Source organism: Streptomyces sp. NPDC007945 (assembly GCF_042958885.1).
Classification (GTDB): domain Bacteria; phylum Actinomycetota; class Actinomycetes; order Streptomycetales; family Streptomycetaceae; genus Streptomyces.
Map to the genome: position 1 here is coordinate 325,983 of NZ_JBIBJV010000006.1, position 22,649 is coordinate 348,631.

A 22,649-nucleotide genomic window follows, 5' to 3' on the forward strand; every position below is an offset into this window, starting at 1 on the left:
TGAGGAGTACTTGTCTGAGGAGCTGAGGAGTGGCTAGGGTGCCGGTCATGATCTTCCGTGGACGGCTCCTTCTCGGCTGCCGCGGCGGGGCCTGACGCGACCGGCACCCCGCCGCGGGACGACGCGCCGCCGCCGGTCGCATCCCGACCAGCAGAAGGAGCCACGACCCGTGACCGCCACCCCGTACGCCTGGAACCCGCAGCGCCCCGGCCCCATGCCGTACCACCGCTACCGCCCGTACCAGGACCGCGTGCACGTCCCCGAACCGTCCGAGCGTCACTGGCCCTCCGCCCGTATCGAGCGGGCCCCGCTCTGGGTGCCCGTCGACCTGCGCGACGGCAACCAGGCACTCGCCGAGCCCATGGACACCGCCCGCAAGCGCCGCTTCCTCGACCTGCTCGTCCGCACCGGCTTCAAGGAGATCGAGGTCGGCTACCCCTCCGCCAGCCGGACCGACTTCGACTTCGTACGCCACCTCGCCGAGCTGACCGCCTCGGGCGCCGTCCCCGACGACATCACGCCCGTCGTCTTCACCCCGGCCCGCGCCGAGCTCATCGAGCGCACCTTCGCCTCGATCGACGGCCTGCCGCAGGCCGTCGTCCACCTCTACATCGCGACCTCGCCCGTCTGGCGCGACACCGTCCTCGGCCGCGACCGCGCCCAGGTGCGGGCCACGGCCGAGGAGGCCGCGACGCTGATGGCCCGGCTCGCCGACGCCCGGCCCGGCAGCCGTATCCGCTTCCAGTTCTCGCCGGAGACCTTCAACCTCACCGAACCCGACTTCGTCCTGGAGCTGTGCGACACACTGACCGAGCTGTGGGACGCGAGCCCCGACCGGCCCGTGACCCACAACCTGCCCGCGACCGTGGAGATCGCCACCCCGAACGTGTACGCCGACCAGATCGAGTACGCCCACCGGCACCTGGCCCGCCGCGACAGCGTCATCCTCTCGGTCCACCCGCACAACGACCGCGGCACCGGCGTCGCCTGCGCCGAACTCGCCGTGCTCGCCGGCGCCCAACGGGTCGAGGGCTGCCTCTTCGGCAACGGCGAGCGCACCGGCAACGTCGACCTGGTGACCCTCGCCCTCAACCTGCACGCCCAGGGCGTCGACCCGATGCTCGACCTGACGGACATCGACGCCGTCTGGGCGGTCGTCGAGGAATGCAACCGGCTGCCCGTGCACCCCCGCCACCCGTACGCCGGGGACCTCGTCCACACCGCGTTCTCCGGTACCCACCAGGACGCCATCAGCAAGGGCCTCGCCCGGCACGCCAAGGCCGCCGCCGACGCGGGGATCGATCCCTCGCAGGCGCCGTGGAGCGTTCCGTACCTGCCGATCGACCCCGCCGACATCGGGCGCAGCTACGAGGCAGTGATCCGGGTCAACTCCCAGTCCGGCAAGGGCGGTGTGGCCTATCTCCTGCGCACCCACCACGGCCTCGACCTGCCCGACGGCCTGCGCCCCGGGTTCTCGTCCGTCGTCCAGGAGGCCACCGACACCCACGGCCGCGAGGCCACGCCCGACGAGCTGTACGCGCTGTTCGACGCAACCTACCTCGCACCGGGGCGGGACGCCGGGCCCGTACGACTGGGGGAGTGGGACACGGCTCCCGGAACCGACGGGGACCACCGCTTCGACTGCGTCCTGACCGTCGACGGCCGCACCACCGCCCGGCAGGGGCACGGCAACGGGCCGCTCTCCGCCTTCGCCGACGCCCTCGCCCGGGCCGGCATCGCCGTCGACGTCCTCGACTTCGCCGAGCACTCCACGGGGCCGGGCACCTCCGGCGACGCCGTCGCCTACGCCGAGTGCCGCGTCGACGGTCGTACCGAGTGGGGCGCGGGCCGGGACTCCTCCGTCCTCGCCGCGTCCGTCCAGGCCGTCCTGTCGGCGGTCAACCGCGCCCACCGCGAAGGACGCCCGGTCCGATGAACGAGCCCGTCCTCACCGCGGACGCCGTCCATGTCGTCCGCGACGGGAACACCCTCCTCGCGGACGTGTCGCTCACCGTCCGTCCCGGTGAGCACTGGGCGCTCCTCGGTCCCAACGGCGCAGGGAAGACCACCCTGTTGAGCCTGCTCGGCGCGCGACTCCACCCGACCCGCGGCCGGGTGGAGGTCATCGGCCACCGGCTCGGCCACACCGATCTGCGCGCCCTGCGCTCCCACATCGGCCACGTCGACCCACGCCACCCGCTGAGCTCCTCACCCCGGCTGCGCGACGTGGTCCTCACCGGCGTCACCAACTCCGTGGAGCGACCCCCGCGTTGGGAGCCGACGTGGGAACAGAGGGACCGGGCGGAGGAGCTGATCGCCACCCTGGGCCTGACCTACCGCGCCGGGGCGCGCTGGTCCACTCTGTCCCAGGGCGAGCGGGGCCGGGCCCTGATCGCCCGGGCACTGATGCCCGCTCCGCGCCTCCTCCTGCTCGACGAGCCGGCCACCGGACTCGACCTGCCAGGCCGGGAGCAGCTGCTCACCGCCCTGGACACGCTCGCCGCCGCCCACCCCCGGCTCGCGACCGTCCTGGTCACCCACCACCTGGAGGAGCTGCCCACGGCCACGAGCCATGCGCTGCTCCTCCGCGGGGGCCGCCCCCTCGCCCAGGGGCCGGTGGCCGACGTGCTGACCGGCGAGCTGGTCGGAACCTGCTTCGGCATGCCGCTCGCGCTCACCCGGGCCGACGGCCGCTGGACCGTCCGGGCCGAGCTCAGGGGGCAGACAGTGGACTCGTGGACCAGGTTGTCTCGGTAACCGGCCGAGGACTCTGACACCTGATAGAGCGTCATGTGGCCCAAGAACCACACGGACCATACGCCGGTGCCGGGTGGGTGGCCAGACATTCACATGACGCCTGCGCAGGGGGACCAGGCCCATCTTGACCTGCAGGGAGGTGCTCCGGCCGGTGTGATGCTGCCGATCCACTGGGGCACGTTCAACTTGGCGCCGCATGCGTGGGCGGAGCCGGGAGAGTGGACGAGGGACGCGGCCGAGGAGGCCGGCCAGACGGTGGCATTTCCCCGCCCCGGCGAGCCGTTCGAGCCGGCGGGGAAGCTGCCGGCGGAGGCTTGGTGGCGTGGGGTGTCTCAGCCGATCGCTCGTCCGTGGCGCAGGCCAAAGCAGGCGTCGACTTCTGCCGAGGTGTCCGAGCGTGATCTCGACCTGGCGGGTGATCGGTGACGTGGAGCGAGGACGAGCTGGGCAGGGCGGTGGCCCTGCTGGCTCGCCTTTCAGGCGAGGAGCGTGATCGTGTGGTGCGGGCTCTGGACGGTCCGTCCCGGCGGTAGCGTTCGGTCGCCCTGGGGCGTGGGGGCGGAGGCGGCGTGATCCCGGGGGAGCGATGAAGACCTGGATCCCTCCAACGTTCCCACGAGGGGCGGGGACGGTGCGCGTGAGAGACGCGTGCGTGAGGCCGTGACGCGGTCCTCCCGTCGGGACGGGCCGCGGTAGCGGCGCCCAGGGGAAGGGCGACGGGTACGGTCGTCAGGAGTCTGACCGACCGCCCATACCCACACCGCACGGCGCGGGTCACGCGTGTGTGCGGCGGGGCGGCACGGGTTCGTTCACCGTACGTACACCGTGACCCGGTGTTACCCGTCGCACGGCGGTCGCCGTGCGGACACTCTCCGGGTTCAGGCTCTCGCAGGTCCAACCACCCCCTTGCAGAGGAGACTTGCGTGACCCGCTCCGCCATCGTCCGATCGGCCGCGCTGGCCGTGACCACGGCTCTCGCGGCCGTGGCACTGGCCGCGCCCGCCGAGGCCCGGCACCGCCTGGACGCCGACACCCTGCCCGCCGTGACCCCCCGTGCGGAGACGCCGGTGCTCCACGACGACGACGAGGGCGGCAACGCCGACGCGGACGACCCGGCCATCTGGCGCAACGCCGCGGCCCCCGGCCGCAGCCTCGTCGTCGCCACCGCCAAGGAGGGCGGCCTGCGCGTCTACGACCTGGACGCGCGACTGGTGCAGTCGATAGCCGCACCGCCCGCCGCGGGTGAGGACGACGCCCCGGGCCGCTTCAACAACGTGGACCTCGTCCATGGGCTCCGGCTCTCCTCGGGGAAGGCGGATCTGGCCGTCACCAGCGACCGCGGCCACGACCGGCTGCGCTTCTACCGCATCGACCGCGACCGCGTCGGCGGCCCGCTGAGCGATGTCACCGACCCGGCCGCGCCGCCGGTGTTCTCCCAGGACCAGGCCGAGATCAACGACCAGCGGACCGCCTACGGCCTGGCGACCTGGACGGACCGGGCGACCGGGAAGTCCTACGCCCTGGTCAGCCGCCGCGAACGCACCAGCATCGCCCTCCTGGAGCTGCTGCCGGCCGCGGACGGCAAGGTCACCTACCGCAAGGTCCGCACCCTGGACCTGCCGTCCTCCTTCCGGCTGCCCGACGGCACCTCGTGGTCCCCGTGCGGCGAGCCCGGCGAGCTGCCGCAGGTCGAGGGCATGGTCGTCGACCCGGCCAACGGCATGCTCTACGCCGGTCAGGAGGACATCGGCGTCTGGCGGATGCGCGCCGACCTCACCGGCACGCCGAAGCTGATCGACAAGGTCCGCGAGTACGGCGTCCCCGGCACCTACGACGAGGAGACCGAGGAGTGCACGCCGGGCGCCGACCCCGGCTTCGGCGGCACGAAGATCTCCGCCGACGTCGAGGGCCTGACGCTCCTGACCGAGCCCGACGGTGACGGCTACGTCCTCGCCTCCAGCCAGGGCGACAACACCTTCGCCGCCTACGACCGCGAACTGGAGGACGCCAACGAGTACGAGGGCGGCTTCCGGGTCACCGCCGTGAACGACACTCTCGACGGCTCCGAGGAGTGCGACGGCGCCGCGGTCCTGAACGCCCCGCTCGGCTCCCAGTACCCCAACGGCCTCCTCGTCGTCCAGGACGGCCACGACGCCCCCGGCGACGGCGACCGCGACGCGACCAACTTCAAGTTCGTCGACCTCGCCGAGGTCATGGACGTCCTCGGCGACTGACCGCCCCGCCAGGCCGCGGTGTACCGCCGCTGATGCCGACGCGCGGGCCGAACGAGCCCCGCGCGTCGGCGTTCCCGTGAACAGCGGGGCTCATGGGGCGGGACGCGGAGCCGGCCGTGCCGGCCCCGTCACGGGGTCCAGTCGCCCAGCCAGTCGGAGACCTCCTGGGAGGGGGTGGTCGAGACGTTGTCGCCGCCGGGGACGGAAAGGTTGCCGGGTCTGCTGTCCTTCCCGGTGGGGCCAGCCGGCGGCCGGCGGGCGCGGGAGAGCCGTGCCGGCTACGGGCTGCCGTCGGTGCCGGGCCGAGGCGACGGCGGACGTCGCGGTGGCGTGGTCGGGGCTGGTGCCGCCCCCGTTGGATCCTCAACGCTCCGTGGGGGCCAGCGCCCGCAGGCGCAGCCAGCGCAGGTGCTCGACGGCCGTCGCGCCCCTTCCGCCCGCGTGATCGGCGAAGGGCCATTCCCTGATGTCCTTCTCGCCCGCGTAGTTCTGGTAGGCCGCCAGCACGGTGGACGGCGGGCAGACGGGGTCCATCAGGCCGGCGCTGAACAGGGCGGGGGCCGTCGCGCGGCGCGCGAAGTGCACGCCGTCGAAGTGGGCGAGGGTCGAGAAAGCCCGCTCGGCCGCGTGCGGGGCGTGACGGCGCAGGTAATCGACGATCTCCGTGTACGGGCCCTCGGTCGCGGTCTCGGCGCCCCGCCGGACGTGACACAGGAACGGCACGTCGGGGAGGGCGCCGGCGATGCCATCGCCGGCCAGGCCGGCCACGGCGAGGGCCAGGCCACCGCCCTGGCTGGCTCCCTGGACGACGATCCGGTCCGGGTCCACGTGCGGGATGGAGCGCGCGGCGTCGACGGCGAGGACGCAGTCGGTGACGAGGCGGCGGTAGTAGTGGGCGTGGGGATCCTCGATCCCCCGGGTCATGTAGCCGTGCACCCAGTGGGGACCCGCGTCCGGGTGGGGGTCGGGGGTGTCGTGGCCCTGGCCCCGGCTGTCGACGACGAGGTGGGCGTAGCCGGCGGAGGCGTACAGGAGGTGGTCGGTCACCAGTCCCCGTCCGCCGCTGTATCCGAGGTACGTGATCACCGTCGGCAGCGGCTCCTCGGCCTGCGACGGGAGGAGGAGCCAGGCGGCGACCGGGTGCCCGCCCCAGCCGGAGAACCGTACGTCGTAGGTGTCGAGCGTGGTCAGGGGGGAGTCCCGGACGGGGCGGACCTCCGGAGCGCGGCCGGCCGCGCGGGCCGACCGCAGGGTTTCGGACCAGAAGGCGTCGAAGCCGTCCGGCTCGACCGGGGATTCGTCCCGGGCGGCCGGGTGATCGAGGGGCAGGTCGGCGTACGGCATGGGAAGGGCTTCTCCTCGGAACGGGGTGACCGCGCGGGGGAGCGGGGCGCGGTCGTCGTCGTACGACAGGAGGGGCGGAACGGCGTCGGGCGCTCCGCACCCTCTCGCGGTCCGCCTCTCCGCAGCGGCCCGACAGCGGTTGCGGAGGTCACTCTGCCCCGTCCCGACAACGTTGTCCAATAAAGCCTTTCCGGTTAAGTCGAGGTTTAGTAAAACTCCTTCTCCCCAGCCGTTCGCGCCTGGACCGATCAGCCGTATTCCTCCAAGCTCGCACCTGTCACCCGCCCCCCCCGCACGAGAGGACTCATGTTCCGTGAGCGACTTCCCGGTTTTCCCGCCCGGCTTCGAATTCGGTGCCGCCACCTCGGCCTACCAGATCGAGGGCGCCACGCGAGAGGACGGACGGGGGCCGTCGATCTGGGACACCTTCTCCCGGCGCGCCGGCGCCGTGTCGGACGGCACCAGCGGCGAGACGGCCTGCGACCACTACCACCGGCACCGGGAGGACGTGGCCCTCCTCGCGGACCTCGGGGTGTCCGTCTACCGCTTCTCCGTCGCCTGGCCGCGCGTCCAGCCGTCGGGCTCGGGACCGGTGAACGCCCGCGGGCTCGACTTCTACGCCCGCCTGGTCGATGACCTGCTGGAGGCCGGCATCAAGCCGGTCGCCACCCTCTACCACTGGGACCTTCCCCAGCCCCTGGAGGACCGGGGCGGCTGGCGGTCCAGGGGCACTGCCGAGCGCTTCGCGGAGTACACGGCCCTGGTCGCGGAGAGGCTCGGGGACCGCGTGGCCCGGTGGATCACCCTGAACGAACCCTGGTGCAGCGCCTTCCTGGGATACGCGAATGGCGAGCACGCTCCGGGAGCGCGCGAGGGGACGCCCGCGCTCGCCGCGGCCCACCACCTCCTGGTCGGCCACGGCCTGGCCATGGGCGCCCTGCGCGCCGCCGGGGTCCGGGAAGCGGGCATCTCGCTCAACCTCGACCGGGTCCGCCCGGCCACGCCGGACCCCGCCGACGCCGAGGCTGCCCTGCGCGCCGAGACCCAGCGCAACCTCATGTGGACCGACCCGCTGCTGACGGGACGCTACGCCCCCGGCGAGCCGGACACCTTCGGGGAGCTGACCGAGCGCCAGGACTTCCGCCGCGAGGGCGACCTCGCACTCGTCTCCGCCCCGATGGACTTCCTCGGCCTCAACTACTACACGCCGTCCACCGTGCGCGCGGCCCCCTGGCGCGAGCCCGATCCAGCCCGGCGCACCGCGATGGACAACCGTTTCGAAGGGGTGGACCATCCGGGTGTCCGCCACACCGCCATGGGCTGGGCCGTCGTCCCCGACGCCCTGAGGGACCTCCTCGTCTCCCTCCGCGACCGTTACGGTGCCCTCCTTCCGCCGATCCACATCACAGAGAACGGTTCCGCCGAGCACGACGTCCCCGCCGCGGACGGCATCGTGCACGACGCCGACCGGATCACCTATCTGGAGAGTCACCTCCGGGCGGCCGCCGCGGCCATCGCGGACGGCGTCGACCTGCGCGGCTACACCGCGTGGTCGCTTCTGGACAACTTCGAGTGGGCGTTCGGTCACAGCAGGCGCTTCGGCCTGGTGCACGTCGACTTCCCGAGCGGGACGCGCACCCCCAAGGCGTCCTACCACTGGTACAAGGCGGCCATCGCGGCCTCCGCAGCCCGTGAGCACCGGGGCGAGTGACCCCCGCACCTCCGACGGCGAGAAGACGCCGGTCGCCCGCGCATGTGACTTAACCGGATCCGTTTCACCCTAGACAACGTTGTCATCCGTCGGCAGAGTGGTGCTTCGTACAGTTCGGATGGTTCGGAGAGGTTGGGCGGGATGGTGTACGGAGCGCTGGACATCGGCGGTACGAAGATCGCTGGGGCGCTGGTCGACGCCGAGGGGCACGTGGTGGCGCGGGCGCAGCGGCCGACGCCCGCGCGTGAGTCCGCCGAGGTGCTGATGGCCGCGGTGACCGCCGTCCTGGACGAGCTGGCCACCCGTCCCGAGTGGGCCTCGCTGTCCTGCCTGGGAATCGGGAGCGCGGGGCCCGTGGACACGTTCGCGGGCACGGTGAGTCCGGTCAACATCCTGGCCTGGCGCTCCTTCCCCCTGGTGGAGCGCGTGCGGAGTCATCCCGCCGTTCCGGACGGGATCGAGCCGGTGCTCGTCGGCGACGCGGTCGCCATGACGGCGGCGGAACACTGGATCGGAGCGGCGAAGGACGCGGCGAACGCCCTGTGCATGGTCGTCTCGACCGGGGTCGGCGGCGGACTGGTCCTGGGAGGTTCCGTCCACGCGGGGAGGACCGGGAACGCCGGCCACATCGGCCACATCACCGTCGACCAGCACGGCCCGCTGTGCCCCTGCGGCGCCCGTGGGTGCGTCGAGCGCTACGCCAGCGGTACGGCGATCGCCGCCCACGCCCTGGAGTCCGGTTGGACGCCCCCGGCGGGCCTTCCCGCCACGGCCCGCGAGGTGGCCGCCTCGGCCCGCGCGGGCGACCCGAGGGCCCTCGCCGCGTTCGACCGGGCCGGCCGCGCCCTGGCCGCCGCCATCGCGGCGACCGCCGCGCTCGTCGAACTCGACCTGGTCGTCGTGGGCGGCGGGGTCTCGCAGACGGGCGACCTGCTGTTCGCACCGCTGCGGCACCACCTGAAGGCGTACGCCGCCCTCGACTTCACGCGTGACCTCCCGGTCGTGCCCGCCGGCCTGGCCCTCGACGCCGGACTGATCGGCGCGGCCGCCGCGGGCGTCGCCGCCTCCGAGCTCTCCCGCGCCGGAGCCGGGACGCGGGGGCGAACGGCCACCTGACCCGGCCGGCCCGCGGCCACCTGGCCTCCGGCCTCCCCGGCCGTGCGCGGACGGGCCTCCTCCGTGCCCGCGCGCACCGGCACCGGGCGCCCTTCGGGGCACCGTGGCGCCCCCGCTTCCATCCCACCGCACGTACTCCAGGAAACGACCATGGACCTCCTCCACAACACCGTCCAGCCCTATGACTGGGGCTCCCGCACCCTGCTGCCGGAACTCATGGGCGAGCCGCCCACCGGAGCGCCCCAGGCCGAACTCTGGATGGGCGCCCACCCGGCGGCGCCCTCCCGCGTGCTCAGGGAGAACGTCCTCACCCCCCTGGACCGGGTGGTCACCGGGAACCCGGAGGGTGAGCTCGGAGCGGCCACCGTGCGCCGGTTCGGGCCCCGGCTCCCGTTCCTGCTCAAGCTCCTGGCCGCGGACGCGCCGCTCTCCGTCCAGGTGCACCCGGACCTCGCCCAGGCCCAGGCCGGGTTCGCCCGGGAGAACGCGCTCGGCGTGCCCCTGGACGCGGCCCACCGCACCTACCGCGACGACCAGCACAAGCCGGAGATGATCGTCGCCCTCACCCCGTTCCGGGGGCTGTGCGGCTTCCGGGCCTCGTCGGACGCCGCCGACCTGCTCGACTCCCTGGAGGTGCCGGCGCTCCGGCCGTATGCCGAGACCCTGCGGGCCGCCCCCGAGCCCCAGGCGCTCGCGGAGGTGTTCCGGGCCTTCCTCCGCCCGCCGGCGGGCCTCCTCGGCGCCGTCGCCAGGGCGCTGGCCGTCGCGGCGGAGGGCCCCGCCGAGGCCCGCATCACCGCCTACGACCGCATCGCGCGGGCCTACCCGGGCGACTCCGGACTCCTCTCCGCGCTGCTGCTCCGGTACGTCGAGCTGAGCCCCGGCGAGGCGCTGTTCCTCGGCGCCGGGGTCCCGCACGCGTACCTCTCCGGGCTCGGCGTGGAGATCATGGCGAGCTCCGACAACGTCCTGCGGTGCGGACTGACCTCCAAGCACGTCGACGCCGAGGAGCTGACCCGGATCGTCCGCTTCGACGCCCCCGCGGCCCGCGTGCTGACTCCCCGGGACGAGGAGGGCGAGGAGGTGTACCCGGCGCCGGTGGACGACTTCCGCCTGTCGCGGTACCTCCTGCGGGCCGGCGAGCCGCGGCGGCGCCTCACTCTGGACGCCCCGCAGATCCTCCTCTGCACCGCCGGGACCGTGACCGTCACCTCCTCCGGGCAGGGCCTCGGCATCGGCCCGGGACGGGCCGTGTACGTGGCGGCGGGCGTCGAGGCGCGGCTGGAAGGGAGCGGGACGGTGTTCCGCGCCACGACGGGCACCGTGGAACGCCTCGGCTGAACGGTCGGGCCGGTCCACGAAACCCTTATGGACCTTAACCGGTTATGTCCCAGCTCTTGTGATCGGCCAAGACGGCCCCTAGCCTCCAATCGACCGCCGGGAATCGGCAGGAGAAATCGCCGACCGATCGAGGCGACGACCTGAACCGCACCCGCGGAGAATCCCCACCGCCCGGAATCGAGCCGCAGCACCATCCGGGCGGTGGGGCCCGGCGGCTGTCCGCCCGCCACGCGCGGGCCCTTCCCGGGGCCACCGGCCCCCGGTCGGCCGCGATCTCACTCCATGTCAGGCAGCACCGCGCCCGCTCCCCTCGCGGGACGCGGTACCGAATTGGGAGCACCACATGAACAGGACACGGGTCCTCTCGGCGGCGACGCTGCTCGCCCTCGCCGCCACGATCACCTCGATCCCCGCCACCGCCCAGGCCGCCGAGCGCGCGGACGGCTTCCGTGTCGTGGACGGACGACTCGTCGACGCCACCGGCAAGGACTTCGTCCTGCGCGGCGTCAACCACGCCCACACCTGGTACACGGACCGCACCGGACGGTCCCTCGCCGACGTCAAGGCACTCGGCGCCAACTCGGTCCGGGTGGTGCTCTCCACCGGCGCCCGCTGGACGAAGAACGACGCCGCCGACGTCGCGGACGTCGTCGCCCGGTGCAAGGCCAACCGGCTCGTCTGCGTCCTGGAGGCCCACGACACCACCGGCTACGGCGAGCAGAGCGACGCGGCCTCTCTCTCCGAGGCCGTGGACTACTGGCTGGAGGTGGCGGACGCCCTCAAGGGGCAGGAGAAGTACGTCATCGTCAACCTCGGCAACGAGCCGCACGGAAACGCCGGCTACACCGCCTGGCCGCAGGACACCAAGGACGCCATCGGCCGGCTGCGCGCGGCCGGCTTCGACCACACCCTGATGGTCGACGCTCCCAACTGGGGGCAGGACTGGTCCGGCACCATGCGCGAGAACGCCCCCGCCGTCTTCGCCTCCGACCCCGACCGCAACACCGTCTTCTCCATCCACATGTACGGCGTGTACGACACCGCCGCCGAGGTCGAGGAGTACCTCGGCAGCTTCGTCGACCGCGGCCTGCCCATCGTCGTGGGCGAGTTCGGCCACGACCACTCGGACGGCAACCCCGACGAGGACGCCATCATGGCCACCGCCCGCCGACTCGACCTCGGCTACCTCGGCTGGTCCTGGAGCGGCAACGGCGGCGGCGTCGAATACCTCGACCTCGCCACCGGCTTCGACGCCGACCAGCTCACCGGGTGGGGCGAGCGCCTCTTCCACGGTCCCGACGGCATCCGTCAGACCTCCCAGGAGGCCGGCGTGTACCGGCGCGGCTGCTCGGTCGCCTACCGCCTCGACGACTGGGGCACCGGCTTCAACGCCGACGTCAGCGTCCGCAACACCGGCGAACAGCCCCTCAAGGGCTGGAAGCTCGACTTCGCCCTCCCGGAGGGCGCCACGGTGAACTCCGCCTGGAACGCCTCCGTCACCCAGGACGGCCGCCAGGTCCGCGCCACCAGCGAGTCCTGGACCGCGTCCGTCCCGGTCGGCGGGGCCGTGAGCTTCGGCGTCAACGTCACGGGCCCCGGCGCCGTGCCCGCCTCCTTCAGCCTCGACGGCGTCCCCTGCGCCAAGGGCTGACCCCGTACCGCATCCGCCGCACCGGGTGCGAGAGGAGCGGGTTCCGCCGGCACGTCCCTGCCCCGGAACCCGCTCCTCACCCGCTTCCGCCGCCTCCTGAGGGAGGAGGGAGACGACGTTGAGGGGCATACCCGTACGGGTATGCCCCTCAACGTCGTGCGCGACCGCCTACGTGCGGCGAGGCGGCCCCGTCGACCCCCTCGGCGTCAGGGACGGGGTGGGCACCTGGAGGGAGCCGGCACGGGTCCCCTCGATCACCCCGAACAGAGTCCGGGCGACCTCCTCGCCGAAGTGGTGGACGTCGTGGCTCATCGCGGACATCGGCGGATGCGTCAGCCGGCACAGCTGCGAGTCGTCCCAGGCGAGGAGGGAGACGTCGTCGGGGACCGAGAGGCCCATCTCGGAGGCGACCGCCGCTCCGGCGACGGCCATGATGTCGTTGTCGTACAGGATCGCCGTCGGCCGGTCCGGGGACATCAGGAGGCTGCGGGTGGCCCGTGCGCCCTCCTCCCCGACGAAGCCGGTCGCCACCTGCCGCCGTCCGTCCAGGCCCAGTTCGGCCATGGTCGCCTCGAAGGCGGCGGCTCGGATGCCGCTGTGGCCGAGGCCGGCGGGCCCGCCGACCCGGGCGATCCGCCGGTGGCCGAGGGCCGCCAGGTAGCGCACGGCCTCGGCCGCCGCGGAGGCGTCGTCCGTCCAGACGGACGGGAAGCCACCGGTCAGGGACGGGTGGCCGACGGCCACCGCGGGCATGCCGAGCGCCCGCAGTGGCGGGATGCGCGGGTCGTCCCGGTGGAAGTCGACGAGGATCGCCCCGCCGACCGTCCTGCTGCGCCACCACTCCCGGTAGAGGTCGCTCTCCTCGGCCAGGTCGCGGACCAGGCGGAGGAGGAGGGAGCAGGAGCGCTCGGCGAGGACGTCCTCGATGCCGGAGATGAACTCCATGTAGAAGGGTTCGAGGCCGAGGAGCCGGGCGGGGCGGCAGATCGCCAGGCCGATGATGCCCGTCCGCCGGCCGGAGAGGTTCCGCGCCGTCTGGTTCGGGCTCCAGCCGAGCTCCTCGGCGGCCGTGAAGATGCGCTCCCGGGTCGCCGGGGACACCCCGGGCCGGTTGTTGAAGGCGAGGGAGACGGCGCCTTTGGACACCCCGGCCCGCGCGGCGACATCGGTGATCGTGACGCGCGGGCCGGGGAGACGGGGGGAAGGGACGCTCACGCCGCTCCCACGCTGAACAGGGCCGCCCGTACGGCTTCCGGGTCGTCGCCCGCCCAGCCGCGCACCGTGATCCGGACCTCCTCGTCCGGCAGCAGCGTGACCAGTCCGCGGTCGGCGCTCGCCCGCGGGGCGAGGCGGTCGGCCTGGAGCAGGAGGTCGCGCACGACGGTGCGGGCGGTGACGGTCACGACCGAGTCGCCGTCGCCCGCCGGTTCGACCAGGACGTCGTAGATGGGCGCGGGGTAGGCGAACTCCTTCTCGTACACGGGGAGATGGACCGCACGCAGACCGTCCGCGTCGGCGACCAGGAGCTCCTTCGCCGAGGCCGCGTCCGGGAGCAGCGCGCCCGGGACGTCCAGCCGCACCACCGTCCGCGCGGCGGCCTCCACCTCCAGCGCGGCCTCCTTCACCACGGTGCCGTCGGCGGCGACGCGGCGAAGGGCGACGGTGGTGCGCCAGGTGGTGCCGGACTGGTTGTCGACGGCGAGGACCGGACCGTCCGCGGTGGGCACGAGGCTGAGGAGCCGGTCGGCGTAGACGCGGCGCAGCTCGTGGTAGAGCGGCTTGAGCCGGCCGTCGCCGTCGATGGCGGCCCAACTGCTGACCGGCCAGCAGTCGTTGAGCTGCCAGACGACGGTGCCCGCGCAGACCGGCCAGTGGGAGCGCCAGTGCTCGATGCCGGCGGCCACCGCCCGGGCCTGGACGACCTGGGCGAGGTAGTGCCAGCGGTCGAAGTCGCCCTCGGGCAGGCCGAAGTGGCGGTCGATGCCGCGGTTCAGCTTGCCGTTGCCGTCCTCGGCCTTCTGGTGGTGCAGCATGCCGGGGGAGTCCGGGGCCAGTTCCTCGCCGGGCAGGGCGCGCCGCAGGGTGCTGATCGCCGGCGGGGCCTGCCAGCCGAACTCGGCGCAGAAGCGGGGGACGTCGGCGCGGTACTCGGCGTAGTCCTGCCGGTTCCATACCTCCCAGGAGTGGTGGGTGCCGTGCCGGGGGTCGTTGGGGTGGTGGTCCCAGGAGCCGGACCAGGGGCTGCCGGCGGTGTAGGGGCGGGTCGGGTCGAGCTCGGCGACGATCCGGGGCAGGACGCCGAGGTAGTAGCCCTCGCCCCAGGAGTCGCCGGCGAGCGGCCCCTCCCACTCCCAGTCGCGGAAGCCCCAGAGGTTCTCGTTGTTGCCGTTCCAGAGGACGAGGCTGGCGTGCGGCATCAGCCGGACAACGTTGTCGCGCGCCTCCGCCTCCACTTCTCCGCGCAGCGGCTGCTCCTCGGGGTAGGCGGCGCAGGCGAAGAGGAAGTCCTGCCAGACCATCAGGCCCAGCTCGTCGCAGGCGTCGTAGAAGGCGTCGTCCTCGTAGATGCCGCCGCCCCAGATGCGGACGAGGTCGATGTTGGCCTCGGCGGCCTGGGTGAGACGGGCGCGGTAGCGCTCGGGGGTGACGCGGGACGGCAGGACGTCGTCGGGGATCCAGTTGACGCCGCGCGCGAAGATCCGCGTGCCGTTGACGACGAAGGTGAAGCCGGTGCCGTGCTCGTCGGCGGAGCGGTCGACGGTGACGGTGCGGAAGCCGATCCGCCGCGACCAGGAGTCGAGCGGTGCGCCGTCCTCGTCCAGGAGGTCGACGTCGAGCCCGTACAGCGGCTGGGCACCGTAGCCCCGGGGCCACCACAGCTGCGGCTCGGGCACCTCCAGGCGGAGCACGGTTTCCGCGCCCGCGAAGGAGGTCTCGGCGACCACGCCGGCGACCGTGGCGCGCAGGGTGAGTGGGCGGTCCGTGCCGCTCGCGGTCCGGGCGGCCCGGACGCGCAGCTCGACGTGGCCGGTGGGGCCGTCGAGGGTGACCAGCGGGCGGACCTCCGCGAGCCGGGCGGTCGACCAGCGCTCGATCCGCACCGGCCGCCACATGCCGGCGGTGACCACGGTCGGGCCCCAGTCCCAGCCGAAGGAGCAGGCCATCTTGCGGATGTACTGGAACGGCTCGGGGTAGACGTTCGGCCGGTCGCCGGTGAGCGCGCGGACCCGCTCGGCCTCGTCGTACGCCGAGTCGAAGCGCACCTCCAGGCGGCCGCTCCGCCCCGTCACGTCGAAGCGGTGGGCGCGGTGCATGTTCCGGGTCGAGCCGAGCGACTCGCCGGCGACCAGGACCTCCGCGGCGGTGTCCAGTCCCTCGAAGACCAGCTCGCTCCGCTCGTGCCCGCCGTCGGCGGCGGTGAGTTCGGTCTCGTACGACCACGAGCGGCGCCCGACCCAGGCGGTCTCCGTCTCGTTCAGTCCGAGGAACGGGTCCGGGATCACCCCGGCGGCGAGCAGGTCGGTGTGGACACAACCGGGCACCTGCGCGGGGAGCAGCGCGTCCTCGTGGCGCAGGCTCCACCCCTCGTGCAGTCGGGTGACGTCCTTCATGGTGTGCGGCTCCAATCGCCTGGCAGCGGGCGGGATGCGTGTACGGGCCGACAAGCTAGCCGTACATTCACTTAACTGTCCATGAACCGGTGAAGCTCAGGCAGGATGAGGGAGAGCGGATCGAGTGCGTGACGTCATCGGACCCGCGAATGTCGACTGCTCGGAGTAACGATTGGGCATCACGCTGGAAACCAGTACTTTACCGGTTCACGGCTGGCTGACATAGTGCCGTCATCCCACCGATGACCTGAGCCGTGACTTTGAAGGAGTTGGGCCATGGGGAACACGAAGACGACCGCGCTCTCGGGCGCTGTGCTGGCCGCCGTGATGCTCGCGCTGTCGGCGTGCGGCGGCGGAGGCGGTGGTGCCACCGGAGAGGTGGCCGCCCCGCCGTCCGACCCGAAGGAGGTCTCGGGCGAGATCAAGGTCCTCACGCAGCGGACCGACCTGGTGCAGAACGGGACGCTCCAGAAGTACGCGGCGGAGTTCAACAAGATCTACCCCAAGGTGAAGGTGAAGTTCGACGGCATCACCGACTACGAGGGGGAGGTGAAGATCCGCATGAACACCAACGCGTACGGTGACGTGCTCTTCATCCCCGGCGCGGTGGCCAAGAGCGACTACCCGAAGTTCTTCGCCCCCCTCGGCACCACCGCCGAGCTGTCGAAGTACCGCTTCAGCGACAAGGCCGAGGTGGATGGCAAGGTCTACGGCATCGCCCAGTTCGGCACCGCCAACGGCTTCGTCTACAACAAGAAGCTCTGGAAGCGGGCCGGCGTCACCAGCTGGCCGAAGACCCCGGACGAGTTCCTGGCCGGCCTGAAGGCGGTCAAGGAGAAGACCGGCGCCACGCCGTACTACACCAACTTCAAGGACGGCTGGCCGATGGTCCAGTGGACCAGCAACCTCGGCGTCGTCGGCTGCGACGCCCAGGCGGGCAACGCCCTCGCCGGCCCGGTCTCGCCCTGGAAGGCCGGGAGCGAGCTCAACACCATCGACACCCTCCTGTACGACATCGTGAAGCAGGGCCTGTCGGAGAAGGACCCGACCACCACCAACTGGGAGACCTCCAAGGCGCTCCTCGGTGAGGGTGAGATCGCCACGATGATGCTCGGCTCCTGGTCGATCACGCAGATGCGGGACGCGGCGGAGAAGGCCGGCGGCGCGCCGGAGGACATCGGCTTCATGCCCTTCCCGGTCCAGAAGGACGGCAAGCACTGCGCCGGCCTGGTGTCCGACTACCAGCAGGCCGTGAGCATCCACTCGCACAACAAGCCCGCGGCACGCGCCTGGGTGGACTGGTTCACCGAGAAGTCCGGCTTCGCGGAGAAGGAGGGCGTGGTCTCCGCGGTGAAGTCCGCCCCGATGCCCGCCACGCTGAAGGAGTTCGTTGACAACGATGTCAGATTCTTCGACCGCTCCGAGGCGAAGACCGCGGCCGTCAACGACATCGACGAGGCGGCCGAGATCGGCCTCAACAAGCCGGACTACCGCCAGAAGCTGATCGACACGGCCCGCGGCGCCGCCAAGGGCAGCCTGGAGGACTTCTTCGCCGACCTGAACAAGAGGTGGGACGAGGCGGCGAAGACCGGCGGTAGCTGATACCGGCGGAGTGGCCCCGGCCGCACGACACCGGCCGGGGCCCCTGGACCTTCCGCAGCCGCGGACACGAAAGGCCGACATGACCCAGACCACCGACACCGCACCAGAGGGCGCCGCCATGACAGGGCGATCCAGCACGGACAAGGCCGAGGCCGATACGCAGGGGAGGCGGTCTCGCCCGGCGGGCCGCCGGCGCGGCCCCACCGCCGGACGGACGAGATCCTGGCGGGATTCGCCGCTGCGGCGGATCACGCCCTGGCTCTTCCTGGCGGCCCCGCTCGCCCTGCTGATCACGTTCACCTACGTCCCCGTCGCGAGCATGATCTCGTACAGCTTCACCGACTGGGACGGCGTGAGTCCGGACCGGGAGTACGTGGGATTCGACAACTACGTCCGGATCTTCACCCGCCCCGAGCTCTTCCGCGTCTTCTTCGTCAGCGGCTACTACCTCGCGGCCTCCGTGGTCCAGATCGCCGTCGCCCTGTACTTCGCGGTGATCCTCAGTTTCAACCTGCGGTTCCGCAACTTCTTCAAGGGGATCCTCTTCTTCCCCTACCTGATCAACGGCGTCGCGATCGGCTTCGTCTTCCTGTACTTCTTCCAGGACGGCGGCACCCTCGACTCCGTGCTCGCCTGGCTCGGCGTGACCACCGACCATCCCTGGCTCGGTGACCCGACCTCCGCGAACGTCTCCCTCGCGGGCGTCTCCGTCTGGCGGTTCACCGGACTGAACTTCGTCCTCTTCCTCGGCGCGATCCAGTCCATCCCGGGCGAGCTGTACGAGGCGGCGGAGCTGGACGGGGCGGGGAAGTGGAAACAGTTCCGGCACATCATCGCCCCCAGCATCAAGCCCGTCATCAGCCTCAGCGCGATCCTGGCGATCTCCGGCTCGCTGTCGGTCTTCGAGATCCCCTACATCATGACCGGCGGCGCCACCGGCACCCAGACCTTCGTGATCCAGACGATCAAACTCGCCTTCCAGTTCAACAAGACCGGCCTGGCCTCGGCCGCGGCCGTGGTGCTGCTCCTGATCATCCTGCTGATCACCTGGATCCAGCGCCGGCTCGTGCCCGACGACAAGGTGGACCTCGTATGACCTCCTCCGACCTCACCCCCGCCACCATGAAGGGGCCGCGCACCTCCCGCCGCCGGCTGCCCGTCGGAGGCGCCCTGACCTACCTGTCGCTGATCGTGGCGTCCGCGGTCGTCCTGATCCCGCTGGCCGTCGTCTTTCTCACCTCGCTCAAGACGTCGGAGGAGGTCGGCTCGGGCGGTGCGTTCTCCCTGCCCGGGAACTGGTTCAACTTCGAGAACTACGTCACCGCGTTCAACGACGGCAAGATGCTGACGGCGTTCGGGAACACCGCGTTCATCCTCGTCTTCTCGATCGGCGGGACGGTGATCATCGGCTCCATGACCGCGTACGCCGTCGACCGCTTCGACTTCCGGGGCAAGAAGCTCGTCATGGCCGGCTTCCTGACCGCCACCCTCGTGCCCAGCGTCACCACCCAGGTCGCGACCTTCCAGGTGATCAACAGCTTCAGCCTCGTCGACACCCGCTGGGCCCCGATCCTGCTCTACATGGGCACCGACATCGTCTCGGTCTACATCTTCCTGCAGTTCATCCGGGGCATCCCCGTCTCGCTGGACGAAGCCGCCCGGCTCGACGGGGCCAACGCCTTCACGATCTACCGGAAGATCATCTTCCCGCTGCTCAAGCCCGCGATCGCCACCGTCGTCATCATCAAGGGGATCACCACCTACAACGACTTCTACATCCCCTTCCTCTACATGCACTCCGAGGACCTGGGGACGATCTCCACCGCGCTCTTCCGCTTCAAGGGACCCTTCGGGGCGCACTGGGAGGCCATCTCGGCCGGCGCGATCCTCGTCATCGTCCCGACGCTGGTGGTCTTCCTGCTCCTCCAGCGCTGGATCTACAACGGCTTCGCCCAGGGAGCCACCAAGTAGGGAGTGCCATGAAGCGGGGGCCGGGCCGTACGGGGGAGCGGACCGGCTCCCGCACGGTCTCCCCGTGGACGGGCGGTCAGCGGCGGCCGGGCTCCGGCGGCGGAGCCGTACTGCCCCGGGGCACGAAGTGCGCGTACCCCTCGCGGATGCTGTCGATGTCCTCCCCGTCGATCAGGGCGAGCAGCGCGGTCGCGGAGCGGGCCCCGTACGTCGGGATGTCGCGGCTGACGGCCGACAGCGTCGGGCGCACCACCTGCGTCAGCGGCGACTCGTCCCAGGCCACCACCGACAGGTCGGCGGGGATCGACAGGCCCAGTTCCTGGGCCACGGACAGCGCGGCGACCGCCATGATGTCGTTGTCGAACACGATCGCCGTCGGCCGCTCGGGGGCGATCAGCAGGGCCCGCGCGGCCCGCGCGCCCTCGTCCCCGGTGTAGTCGGTGTGCACCACGGTCGCCGCGGGGACGCCTGCCTCCCGGCAGACCTCCGCGAGCGCGGCGTCGCGGACGGCGGTGTGCGCGAGCGCGGCGGGGCCCGCCACCCGCGCGATCCGCCGGTGTCCCAGCGCCGCCAGGTAGCGCACGATCTCGCGCACGCTCTCGCCGTCGTCCGACCAGACGGCCGGCAGTCCCCCGGCGACGTCCGGCGGCCCGATGGCCACCGCGGGCAGCCCCATCTCCCGCACGGCGCCGACCCGGACGTCATCGGTCTGCAGGTCCATGAGGAAGACGCCGTCGACCCGCCGCTCGCCCCACCAGCGCCGGCAGATCTCGATCTCCTGCTCCTGGTCCGTCACCATCTGGAGCATCAGCGCGTACGCGTGCTCGGCGAGCACCGTCTCCACGCCGCTGATGAACTCCATGAAGAACGGCTCGACCCCCAGCGTCCGTGCCGGCCGCCGGACCACCAGCCCGACCGCCTGCGCACGCCCGCCGGTCAGCGCCCGGGCGGCGCTGTTCGGGCGCCAGCCCAGCTCCTCGGCGATGCTCTTGATCGAGGCGCGGGTGGCCTCCGACACTCCGGGCTGGTCGTTGAGCGCGTACGAGACCGCCACCTTCGACACACCCGCCCGACGTGCGATGTCCGCCATCGTCGGCCGTTTCACTGCCACCCCAGCTCCATCCTGAACCCTCGACACCCCGACCCTACCGCCAGGACGCGCCGCGGGCGGCAGAGGTGTGCGGGCACGACGTGAGGCGGGTCCGACCGCGGGTGGGGTGCGGTGGTGCATTTCTCGTCCCAACAGGCGTGCGGGGAAGGTCAGTTGAATCCATTGACATGCACCCGTCTCGTCTCTACGGTTCCCCTCAATCGAGTTAACCGGTTAATTAAAGCTCCGGGTGAGCCGCCCCGGGCCAACCGGTTCCTCCACTCCCTCCAGACGAAAGGGAACCCAGGAGCAGGTCCTCCCACGCCGTTCCACGGGCGGGACGGGTGGGGCCGACGGCCCTCCTCCTCGCGGTGGTCCTGGCCCTCGCCGGCCTCCTCGCCGCCCGCCCCGCACCCGCCGTCGCCGATGACGCCGACTCCTTCGTCACCCGCTGCGGTATCCGCTTCTGCCTCGACGGCAAGGAGTACTTCTTCGCCGGCGCCAACGCCTACGACATGTTCACCTTCGGGTCGGAATCCGGTGACACCGAGACCCAGTACATGGACAAGGCCCGCATCGACGCCCATTTCGCCCGCATGGCGGCCGACGGCGTCGACGTCGCCCGCGTCTGGATGTTCAGCCACGAGAGCTGGCACGGCTTCGAGGAGCGCGAGGGCGAGTTCAACGAGCAGCAGTACGCCGCCTTCGACTACGTCATCGAGTCGGCGAAGGCCCACGGCCTGCGCCTGATCCCCGTCTTCGAGAACTACTGGGAGGCGTACGGGGGCATCGACACCCGCCTGCGCTGGGAGGGCCTCTCCGGCGGCCACCCGGCCCGCGCCGCCTTCTTCGACAAGAACCGCTGCCCGGGCTGCTTCACCTCGTACAAGAACTCCGTCTCCCACGCCCTCAACCGCACCAACCACTACAGCGGCGTGAAGTACAAGGACGAGCCGGCGATCTTCGCCTGGGAGCTCATGAACGAGCCCCGCTACGAAGGCCAGAGCGCCGCCGAGAACGTCGACGGCACGACCCTGCGAGCCTGGGTCGACGAGATGGGCGCCTTCGTGAAGTCCATCGACCCGAACCACCTCCTCGGCGCCGGGATCGAGGGCCACGGCACGAAGTACGGCTTCGGCGGCGACTCGGGCAACCCCTTCGTCCACACCCAGAAGTCCCCGTACATCGATTTCACCTCCGCCCACCCCTACCCGACCGAGCACTGGGCGGACCTGAGCATCGAGGAGACCCAGGATCTCGTCCGCGCCTGGATCCGCGACTCCCACGAGGTCGTCGGCAAGCCCTTCTTCATGGGCGAGTTCAATGTCCACAACGTCGACCGCGCCCTGTGGTGGCGGGAGATCTACACCGCCTTCGAAGAGGCGGGCGGCGACGGCAGCGCCTTCTGGTGGTACCAGGACCGCGGCATCGACGGGAAGTTCGGCGTCTCCCAGGGCGCGCCCGAACTCGCCGTCTTCCGCGCCCACTCCGATCGCATGGCCGCGAAGAGCGGCCTCCCCGGCTCCACGCCGTCCCCCACCCCGACCGACCCGACCACGCCGCCCACCCCCCGTCCGACGGACCCCACGACCCCGCCCACGACTCCGTCCACCACCCCCGCCCCCACCGGCTGCGCCGTCACCTACACGCTCTCCGACTGGGGCGCCACCTTCAACGGCAGCGTGACGATCCGCAACACCGGCTCCACCCCCGTCGAAGGCTGGCAGCTCGTCTTCGCCTTCCCCGGTGACCAGCGGATCACCCAGATGTGGAACGCCGTACCCGCCCAGGACGGCCGGACCGTCACCGCGAGCAACCCGTCCGGCTACAACGTCACCATCGCCCCGGGAGCCGACGTGGACTTCGGTTTCAGCGGCACGTCGGTGGCCGGCACCAACGGGGCGCCGGCCGCGTTCACCCTCAACGGGAAGACCTGCGCGACCGCCTGACCGCACACACCGCAGTGAGGGGTGCCCGCACACGCGGGCACCCCGCTTCGGCATCTCCGCACTCGATGCCCTCCACGGGCGTTTCCGCTCCCGGGCTTCTCCGGTACCGCGGTCCTCCGGCCCGAGACCCCGGACCGGGGCGGACCCGCGAGGGGCCACGGTGGTTTAACCAGGGTTTCGCAAATCTTCCGAGCGTCCCCGCCGGCGCTGGAATCGAGGGGCCCGCGCGCCGCATGCTTCTACGAGAGCACGCCGCCGTCCTCGCCCCAGGG

15 protein-coding genes and 1 pseudogene are annotated in these 22,649 nt (G+C 71.9%); 12 read left to right on the forward strand and 4 right to left on the reverse strand.

What is annotated here, in order from left to right; genetic code table 11:
• The first annotated feature begins 214 nt into the window (after nucleotides 1-214).
• The 4 genes and pseudogenes from leuA to ACFZCF_RS21220 all read left to right on the forward strand — a co-directional run bounded on the left by leuA (nucleotide 215) and on the right by ACFZCF_RS21220 (nucleotide 4,991).
• Nucleotides 215-1,936, forward strand: coding sequence for a 2-isopropylmalate synthase (leuA, locus tag ACFZCF_RS21205; protein ID WP_391288249.1), 1,722 nt, complete (start codon nucleotides 215-217; stop codon nucleotides 1,934-1,936).
• Nucleotides 1,933-2,757, forward strand: coding sequence for an ATP-binding cassette domain-containing protein (locus ACFZCF_RS21210; RefSeq protein WP_391287957.1), 825 nt, complete (start codon nucleotides 1,933-1,935; stop codon nucleotides 2,755-2,757). The genes leuA and ACFZCF_RS21210 overlap by 4 nt, the downstream gene beginning before the upstream one ends.
• Before the next feature lie 78 nt (nucleotides 2,758-2,835).
• Nucleotides 2,836-3,183: pseudogene (locus ACFZCF_RS21215) on the forward strand (MBL fold metallo-hydrolase); the annotation flags it as partial.
• Between the two features lie 497 nt (nucleotides 3,184-3,680).
• Nucleotides 3,681-4,991, forward strand: coding sequence for a phytase (locus ACFZCF_RS21220; RefSeq protein ID WP_388445802.1), 1,311 nt, complete (start codon nucleotides 3,681-3,683; stop codon nucleotides 4,989-4,991).
• Between the two features lie 363 nt (nucleotides 4,992-5,354).
• Here the strand turns inward: ACFZCF_RS21220 and ACFZCF_RS21225 are convergent, their stop codons facing one another.
• A complete protein-coding gene (locus ACFZCF_RS21225; protein WP_391287959.1) occupies nucleotides 5,355-6,335 on the reverse strand; it encodes an acetylxylan esterase in 981 nt (326 codons plus the stop codon).
• A gap of 313 nt (nucleotides 6,336-6,648) precedes the next feature.
• Between ACFZCF_RS21225 and ACFZCF_RS21230 the strand changes: the two genes are divergently transcribed.
• The 4 genes from ACFZCF_RS21230 (at nucleotide 6,649) to ACFZCF_RS21245 (ending at nucleotide 12,154) form a co-directional block, all read left to right on the forward strand.
• Nucleotides 6,649-8,046, forward strand: a complete 1,398-nt coding sequence (locus ACFZCF_RS21230) for a GH1 family beta-glucosidase (RefSeq protein WP_391287961.1) — start codon at nucleotides 6,649-6,651, stop codon at nucleotides 8,044-8,046.
• A gap of 141 nt (nucleotides 8,047-8,187) precedes the next feature.
• Nucleotides 8,188-9,162, forward strand: a complete 975-nt coding sequence (locus tag ACFZCF_RS21235; protein WP_388445811.1) for an ROK family protein — start codon at nucleotides 8,188-8,190, stop codon at nucleotides 9,160-9,162.
• A 150-nt stretch (nucleotides 9,163-9,312) separates the two neighbouring features.
• Complete coding sequence (manA, locus tag ACFZCF_RS21240; RefSeq protein WP_391287963.1) at nucleotides 9,313-10,503, forward strand: mannose-6-phosphate isomerase, class I; 1,191 nt, start codon at nucleotides 9,313-9,315, stop codon at nucleotides 10,501-10,503.
• A 343-nt stretch (nucleotides 10,504-10,846) separates the two neighbouring features.
• Nucleotides 10,847-12,154, forward strand: coding sequence for a cellulase family glycosylhydrolase (locus tag ACFZCF_RS21245; protein ID WP_391287965.1), 1,308 nt, complete (start codon nucleotides 10,847-10,849; stop codon nucleotides 12,152-12,154).
• Between the two features lie 168 nt (nucleotides 12,155-12,322).
• Here the strand turns inward: ACFZCF_RS21245 and ACFZCF_RS21250 are convergent, their stop codons facing one another.
• A complete protein-coding gene (locus ACFZCF_RS21250; RefSeq protein ID WP_391287967.1) occupies nucleotides 12,323-13,369 on the reverse strand; it encodes a substrate-binding domain-containing protein in 1,047 nt (348 codons plus the stop codon).
• A complete protein-coding gene (locus tag ACFZCF_RS21255; protein WP_391287969.1) occupies nucleotides 13,366-15,765 on the reverse strand; it encodes a glycoside hydrolase family 2 protein in 2,400 nt (799 codons plus the stop codon). The genes ACFZCF_RS21250 and ACFZCF_RS21255 overlap by 4 nt, the downstream gene beginning before the upstream one ends.
• A 276-nt stretch (nucleotides 15,766-16,041) precedes the next feature.
• On the opposite strand from ACFZCF_RS21255, the gene ACFZCF_RS21260 reads away from it, so the two are divergent.
• The 3 genes from ACFZCF_RS21260 (at nucleotide 16,042) to ACFZCF_RS21270 (ending at nucleotide 19,338) form a co-directional block, all read left to right on the forward strand.
• Nucleotides 16,042-17,367 carry an extracellular solute-binding protein gene (locus ACFZCF_RS21260; RefSeq protein ID WP_391287971.1) on the forward strand — a complete coding sequence of 442 codons (1,326 nt, stop codon included), beginning with the start codon at nucleotides 16,042-16,044 and terminating at the stop codon, nucleotides 17,365-17,367.
• Between the two features lie 79 nt (nucleotides 17,368-17,446).
• Nucleotides 17,447-18,463, forward strand: coding sequence for a carbohydrate ABC transporter permease (locus ACFZCF_RS21265; protein ID WP_388445829.1), 1,017 nt, complete (start codon nucleotides 17,447-17,449; stop codon nucleotides 18,461-18,463).
• A gap of 26 nt (nucleotides 18,464-18,489) precedes the next feature.
• Nucleotides 18,490-19,338, forward strand: a complete 849-nt coding sequence (locus tag ACFZCF_RS21270) for a carbohydrate ABC transporter permease (RefSeq protein WP_388446337.1) — start codon at nucleotides 18,490-18,492, stop codon at nucleotides 19,336-19,338.
• 76 nt (nucleotides 19,339-19,414) lie between these two features.
• Here the strand turns inward: ACFZCF_RS21270 and ACFZCF_RS21275 are convergent, their stop codons facing one another.
• Nucleotides 19,415-20,443, reverse strand: a complete 1,029-nt coding sequence (locus tag ACFZCF_RS21275) for a LacI family DNA-binding transcriptional regulator (RefSeq protein ID WP_388446340.1) — start codon at nucleotides 20,441-20,443, stop codon at nucleotides 19,415-19,417.
• A 329-nt stretch (nucleotides 20,444-20,772) separates the two neighbouring features.
• Here ACFZCF_RS21275 and ACFZCF_RS21280 point away from each other — a divergent pair, with 329 nt between their 5' ends.
• Nucleotides 20,773-22,377: a cellulose binding domain-containing protein gene (locus ACFZCF_RS21280; protein ID WP_391287974.1), complete on the forward strand. Its 1,605-nt coding sequence runs from the start codon at nucleotides 20,773-20,775 to the stop codon at nucleotides 22,375-22,377.
• Nucleotides 22,378-22,649: the final 272 nt, after the last annotated feature.